This is a genomic window from Niastella sp. (genome assembly GCF_045805085.1).
Lineage (GTDB): Bacteria > Bacteroidota > Bacteroidia > Chitinophagales > Chitinophagaceae > Niastella.
Genome location: NZ_JBJMLX010000300.1, coordinates 1 through 6,816, shown reverse-complemented (window position 1 = coordinate 6,816; position 6,816 = coordinate 1). Strand labels below are relative to the sequence as shown.

The window sequence follows — 6,816 nt, the reverse complement described above, 5'->3', positions numbered from 1 at the left end:
GGTGTAAATACCACGCATAAAAAAGTACTGGTTACTTCAGGTATTTCGGGTGAAGGGAAAAGTTTTATTGCTACCAATCTCGCACTGAGCATGGCATTGACCGGAAAAAAAGTGGTGTTGTTGGAAATGGACCTGCATAGTCCGGCCATTAGCGAGAACATGGGCGTAGACAGGGAAGTAGGTATGTCAAGTTATTTGCTGGGTACCCGCGAACCGGAAGAGATCATCAAACGCACGGAGCTAAATGATAATTTATTCTTTATTCCTGCGGGGCCATTGTCGGGAAATCCAACCGAATTATTAATGAGTAACAGGCTGCCCGAGTTATTAAATTACCTCGATGCCATCTTTGATTACATTATCATCGATTCGGCGCCGGTTGCCCCGGTAACAGATGCGTACATTATATCGCCTTTATGCGACGCTACCTTATATATTATCAGGCACCGACATACTCCAAAAGTGCTGGTTGAACAGATCGATAAGAACAGTAAAGTGAATATCCTGAAGAATATGGCCATTGTGTTTAATGGCATCCGTCCCCGCGGCTTTGGTAAACACCATTATGGCTACGGCTATGGTTATGGAGACGGATATGTATACAAAGAAAAAAGAAGTAAAAAGAATTCATTTAAGCCTATATAAGATCAACATCAGGGGGTAAGGGTGGGGCATCCTCAAAAGGGTGACCACCCCTACAAACCTCTCTCAGGAATTACAGCGACAGTACAACAAGTTGAAAATTAATTGCCGGTTACGGGCCCTGTAACTGAGTTGGGCGGAGCCTGTTTGTAACTCAAGACTCAAAATTAAAGAAGCATATGGAAGCGAATAAGAAATGGTATGCCGTATATACACGGCCACGTTGGGAAAAGAAGGTAGCCGATCTGCTGGTAAAAAAGCACATTGAGAGTTATTGTCCTTTGAACAAAATAGTTCGTCAATGGGCCGATAGAAAAAAATTAGTACTGGAGCCTTTGTTCACCTCATATGTTTTTGTTCATACTACTCCTCAGGAGCATCTGGCCATAAAACAAACAGATGGCATTCTCAATTTCGTATACTGGCTGGGACAACCGGCTGTTATCCGCGATGAAGAAATAGAAGCGGTAAAGCAATTTCTGGATGAATACCATGATATACAACTGGAAAAGATCCACGTAAACACGCACGACCGCGTACGCATTTCCAGTGGTCCGTTAATGGCGCGTGAGGGCGATGTAATAGAAGTAAGAAGCAAAACAGTGAAAGTACATCTGCCTACGCTCGGATATGCGCTTACTGCAGAAGTGGAAAAGACCAATGTGGAAGTTATACCTATCTCTACCTCGTACAGAGACAACTATTTTTATAATGCACTTTTTAAATAAATAAGACCCTTAATAAAAAACATGAAAACAGCGCTTATCACCGGTGTTAATGGTCAGGACGGTGCGTACCTGGCGGAATTATTATTGGAAAAAGGTTATATGGTACATGGTATAAAAAGGCGTTCATCGCTGATCAATACCCATCGTATCGATCACCTGTACCAGGACCCGCACGAAAAAGAAGTTCGTTTTCGCCTGCATTATGGCGATATGACCGATAGCACCAACCTTATTCGCATTATTCAGGAAACACAACCTGATGAGATCTATAACCTGGCGGCCATGAGCCACGTAAAGGTGAGCTTTGATACGCCTGAATATACAGCCAATGCCGATGGTATCGGCACCCTGCGGTTATTGGAAGCCTTAAGAATACTGGGACTTGAAAAAAAGACCCGGATCTACCAGGCCTCTACTTCTGAATTATACGGACTGGTGCAGGAAGTGCCGCAGAAGGAAACAACGCCTTTTTATCCACGCAGTCCTTACGCCGTAGCCAAATTATACGCTTACTGGATCACAGTAAACTATCGCGAAGCCTATGGCATGTACGCCTGCAATGGAATTTTATTCAACCATGAAAGCCCATTGCGCGGTGAAACTTTTGTTACCCGTAAAATTACCCGTGCGGTAGCGGCTATTGGGCTGGGCTTGCAGGATTGCCTGTACCTGGGCAACCTGAATGCACAACGCGACTGGGGACATGCAAAGGATTATGTGGAAGCCATGTGGCGCATTTTACAACAGGACAAACCCGAAGATTTTGTGATTGCCACCGGTATAACCACACCCGTACGGGAGTTTGTAAGAATGGCGTTTGCCGAGTTGGGTATAACGATAGAATTTACCGGCGAAGGCGTGAAAGAAAAAGGGGTAGTGGTGGCCTGTACCAATGACAGTTACCAATTGGAAATTGGCAAACAGGTAGTATCTGTGGATCCGGAATACTTCCGGCCTACGGAAGTGGAGTTGTTAATAGGCGATGCAACTAAAGCAAAAACAAAATTGGGATGGGAACCCAAATACGACCTGCAGATGCTGGTAAAAGAAATGGTAGCCAATGATGTGCTGGAATTTGAACAGGCAGGTAAAGTACAATTTGAACATTTGATCAGTTGATCAATTGATCTCCACAACTATAAGATATGAAATCTCTGATGGTGGTTTTAACCGCCGCAGCAATCCTGGTTTTTGTAGTTTTAGTACTACTCAGCAAGCAACCCCGGCGCACCTATCTCTTGTATATGGTGTACGTGTTGCCGCTGATAGATTTCAAGGTTACGCCCTGGCAATTTGGAAGCTTAACCTTGTTTGATGCATTCTCCTATGTAATGCTGTTTTGGCGGTACAAGGATTTTTTAAGCATCTATAAACCGAACAGGTTTTACTTTGGTGGCTTTTGTACGTTGATCTTCCTGCTGCTGTTGGGCAGCCTTACTTCATCGTTCATCACCAATTCCCTGCTGTCCCTTTTATCGGTGTTCCCAATATTTATTTACGCCCGCCTGTTGATGGTGGAGTGTATACAGGATGACCAATTCATCAATAAAATGATAAAAGGGCTGCAGTTTGCCTGTTTATTGTCCATGGCGTTCCTGGCCGTACAACTGGTAGTGGGGCTCGACTTCAAACTGTATACAGAACTGAACCAGAATACAAAGGATGCCAACGGTATCCGATACCCCAGTTATTTCCACGATTCACAGAAATATGGGCAGTTCCTGGCTATGCTCAGCTTTTTGTTCCTGCTGAACAACAAGAATGTAAAACGGCCGGCATTTATAAATCTGGTACTTTTTTTATCGGTGACAGCGGCTATGTTCCTGACCGGTGGCCGCTCGGCCTTTATTGGGCTAAGCGCCGGCGTGTTTTTCCTGTTGGTGTTTGCCGGCATGCAATATAAAAAGTACATCATTGCAGGTTGTTTGGCTGGTGGTATCCTGATCGCTATTTTCTCCCACTCGCTCGTTGTATTCAACCGGGATGATGATATCAATAATTCTTTAGATTTCAGGGCCAGCATCTGGAAGGAAGCCTATGAGATCTATAAAGCACATCCATTCCTGGGTATTGGCATCGGTAACTACCAGGATTATGTATCCAGGTACTCGCAGGACCAATACCTGATCCTGGAAGATGAGATCATCTTTCTTGACCAGCCCGAGAATGGATATTTGAAAATACTCACCGAATTTGGAGGTCCGGCATTTTTAGTGGCATTCGTACTCATAATAGGATCTGCAGTAGGCGCCATGCGGGCCTGGGTGAAAAAGCAAGCCGATGCGCGCGTATTGTTATTGATAGCCCCTATAATAAGCTGGCTGGTGTCGTTTGTGTCGTTGTATTCCATCACTGATCGCAGGAACCTGATCGTGCTGGTATGCCTGTGTTCATTCCTGATCTATTTATCTAATCGTTCAAAAATTGTTGATGAAGAACAACCTGATGAAGTTAACGGGCAGCCTGTTTAAGTCGCGGTTAATAAAAAACAGTTTCTGGGGCATTGCGGCCAATGGCCTGCAAAGCGTATTGCTCAGCCTGTTCTTTGTGATTGTAGCGCGTAAATACACTACCAATGAATTTGCCTTTTTCTTAATAGCCAATACTATTTATCAGTTCCTGGCAGCCATTTCAACCATGGGGTTGGGCCAGTGGTTCACCCGGGAACTGGTTGACATCACCGATAAACAGGAACTGGTTAGCCGGTTTGTAAAAATACAGTTATACAGCGGTGTATTCTTTTACGTGTTAAGCATTGCTGTTGCATTCCTGTTGTACAGCGAACCGGTGCTGCAATACCTGATCGTTTTACTGGGAGTAAACATCATTTTCGATAACATCATTTATGCCATCAAATCGTTGAACATTGCCGAGTTCAATCAAAATAAAACATTTATTATCCTGATCATCGATTCGGTGCTCAGGTTTGCGATCGGTTGCCTGCTATTTCTTTTTCCATTTTCCATTATGACCTTATGCCTGTTGCTGATTGGCGTTCGGTTTATTACGCTTAACTTTTTCCTGGCTTTTGGTTCTTCCAAGACCATCAGCCTGCGGTCGTTATTTCGTTACCCGCTGGCGCGAAGTGAAGTAAAAAAGATCGTCTTTGCCAACTGGCCTTTTATCATCATTGGCAGTGTGTCCATCGCTTATTGGCGCATTTCCAATATCATTATTTCAAAAACACTGTCATTGGCAGATGTGGCCAATTTCGAGATCTCGTTCCGGGTATTTGCCATAGCGCAGATCCTGCCACTGATCGTTTCCATGTCGGTTTTCCCGGCGCTGGTGCAGCATTTTAAAACCGGCACCCGGCAGGACTTCGGAAATTATTACAAAAAAGTATTTAACTACTACTTACTGTTTGGCCTGTTTGCCTACACCTTTATGTATTCATTTGCCGATGTGTTAATTCCCTGGGCATTTGGCAGCACCTACAATGGCACCGGGGCATTTACGAAAGAAATGTTTCTGACCATCCTGATATTCCCTACCGCTTTGTTACAGGCGAATGTACTGGTGGCGATGAATATGGAACGGGCCGATATGTGGTTTAATGTGGTTAGCCTGATCTTGAATATAATCTTTTGTTTTACGGGATTTCTGTTTGCAAAAAACCTTACTACAGTAAACCTGGCTATCTTTTTCTCCTTCCTGATCTTTCATATTTGTCAGGATGTGTTGTTGCTGCGAAGGGGAATGGTCACTATGGGGCATGTACTCAAGTTCTATTTGCTCACCGGTTCGCTGGCGGGTATATATGTATTGTTATCAATGAAATTTCCGCCGGTGGTATTATTCGCAGGGTACTGGCTCCTGCTGGGCTTAGCTTTTTTAAAATTACCGGTTGCCAGTTTTCAGCTCCCGGCCAATACAAAACCAGAAAATAGTTTACCATGACAGTAGTGTATTACATGCAGGTTGCTTTTTTAGATGTCTCCATTGAATTGATCAATGTGTTGAAGAAGCATGTACAATTACATGTGTTGATTGAATTAACGCCGCATGGCAAAAACCTGACCGTGCTGGAGATCGATAAATTCCCTGAAAGGAAAACACTGGTTAAGCCAGAAGAAATATTGACCCAACGGTGTTATGAGAACCTGAAACCATATTTTAGCGGAGTAGGCAGCGTACATTTTGTGATGCATCCGCATAGAACAGGTTTCTCCTATAGCACGCTGCAGGCATCCTTCGACACCTGGAAATATATCAAACAGTTTAAACCCGATATTCTTCATTTTGAGACCTTCGGTTTGCGTACTATAGGTATGTTGTTCTACCTGAAAGCATTCAAGAATGTTTGTATCACCATTCACGATCCGGTGCCGCACACCGGAGAAGACAGCTGGAAGGTAACCCTGCCCCGCACTTTCATGTTCGGCATACCCGGAAAAAAGAAATACCTGTTCTACTCTCAGTTTGCCAAACAACAATTTGAGGAGCATTATAAAAAACAAAAGCAGCATAAGGCAATGGTGCTGCAAATGAGTCCATATAGTTTTTTGAAAAAGCTGGTGAAGCCTGCAGATCAGGTGCAAAAGAAATATATTCTTTTCTTTGGCCGCTTATCGCCCTACAAAGGCATCGATGATCTGTTAAATGCCATGCCAACAGTATTTAAAGAGTTCCCCAATGAGCAATTAGTAATAGCGGGAAAAGCAGTGCATGGCTTTGATATCGATGATGAAATTGTAAACAAATACAGGAATAATATCACGATACTCGATAAACACATACCCAACGATGAGTTGGCGATCTTGATACAGGAAGCAAAATTTATTGTTTGCCCCTATAAAGACGCTACTCAAAGCGGGGTGCTGATGACAGCCTTTGGATTGAATACCCCGGTGATCGCCACAAAGGTGGGTTCATTCCCCGAATTTATCAGGGAAAATGTGAATGGATTGCTGGTTCCACCCAATGATCCAAAGAAACTGGCTGAGGGTATATGCTTTGCATTACGTAACGACCATTATAAACAACTGGCGCAAAATATCAAAATTGCACAGGCGGAGGATATGTGGGATAGGAATTCAGAAATATTATTACATGCCTATGCTTCATAGTTGACCAGTTGACAAGTTGACCAGTTGACGAGTTAACAAGTTAACGAGTTGAAAAAGTTGATAGGGTTGATAGAGTTGACAACGGATTGACGAGTTAAAAAGTTGAACAGGTTGAATAATGACGCGAGGCTGTATTCCTCCCCCTCCACCGGAGGGGGCCGGGGGGAGGCTAAGCAAACAACAATATTCTCATGAAGAAAGTATTATTAAGCGCTTATGCCTGCTCGCCCATAAGAGGTAGCGAACCAGGCAACGGCTGCAGCTGGGCGTTGAACCTGGCATTGCAAGGGTATGATGTATGGTGTTTAACTAACGTAGAAGACAGGGAAGCAACCGATGAAGAATTACAAAAACTGGAGTTGCCAAACCTGCACATT

The 6,816-nt window shown here is 43.8% G+C and carries 7 protein-coding genes; all 7 read left to right on the top strand.

Annotated features, from left to right (window positions below):
* Positions 1-645: tyrosine-protein kinase family protein (locus ACJ751_RS15380; protein ID WP_407746387.1), on the top strand; the 645-nt coding region annotated here is incomplete at its 5' end.
* Between the two features lie 176 nt (positions 646-821).
* Positions 822-1,370 carry a UpxY family transcription antiterminator gene (locus ACJ751_RS15375; RefSeq protein WP_407746386.1) on the top strand — a complete coding sequence of 183 codons (549 nt, stop codon included), beginning with the start codon at positions 822-824 and terminating at the stop codon, positions 1,368-1,370.
* A 21-nt stretch (positions 1,371-1,391) separates the two neighbouring features.
* Positions 1,392-2,489: a GDP-mannose 4,6-dehydratase gene (gmd, locus tag ACJ751_RS15370; protein ID WP_407746385.1), complete on the top strand. Its 1,098-nt coding sequence runs from the start codon at positions 1,392-1,394 to the stop codon at positions 2,487-2,489.
* 26 nt (positions 2,490-2,515) lie between these two features.
* Positions 2,516-3,841 carry an O-antigen ligase family protein gene (locus ACJ751_RS15365; protein WP_407746384.1) on the top strand — a complete coding sequence of 442 codons (1,326 nt, stop codon included), beginning with the start codon at positions 2,516-2,518 and terminating at the stop codon, positions 3,839-3,841.
* A complete protein-coding gene (locus ACJ751_RS15360; RefSeq protein WP_407746383.1) occupies positions 3,801-5,270 on the top strand; it encodes an oligosaccharide flippase family protein in 1,470 nt (489 codons plus the stop codon). Before ACJ751_RS15365 ends, ACJ751_RS15360 begins: the two co-directional genes overlap by 41 nt.
* Complete coding sequence (locus tag ACJ751_RS15355; RefSeq protein ID WP_407746382.1) at positions 5,267-6,439, top strand: glycosyltransferase family 4 protein; 1,173 nt, start codon at positions 5,267-5,269, stop codon at positions 6,437-6,439. Before ACJ751_RS15360 ends, ACJ751_RS15355 begins: the two co-directional genes overlap by 4 nt.
* A gap of 191 nt (positions 6,440-6,630) precedes the next feature.
* On the top strand, positions 6,631-6,816 hold a 186-nt coding region (locus tag ACJ751_RS15350; protein WP_407746381.1), incomplete at its 3' end, for a hypothetical protein.

Coding starts and splice junctions, on each gene's coding strand:
- ACJ751_RS15375 (WP_407746386.1), top strand. CDS start 822: ATGGAAGCGAATAAGAAATGGTATGCCGTATATACACGGCCACGTTGG.
- gmd (WP_407746385.1), top strand. CDS start 1,392: ATGAAAACAGCGCTTATCACCGGTGTTAATGGTCAGGACGGTGCGTAC.
- ACJ751_RS15365 (WP_407746384.1), top strand. CDS start 2,516: ATGAAATCTCTGATGGTGGTTTTAACCGCCGCAGCAATCCTGGTTTTT.
- ACJ751_RS15360 (WP_407746383.1), top strand. CDS start 3,801: ATGAAGAACAACCTGATGAAGTTAACGGGCAGCCTGTTTAAGTCGCGG.
- ACJ751_RS15355 (WP_407746382.1), top strand. CDS start 5,267: ATGACAGTAGTGTATTACATGCAGGTTGCTTTTTTAGATGTCTCCATT.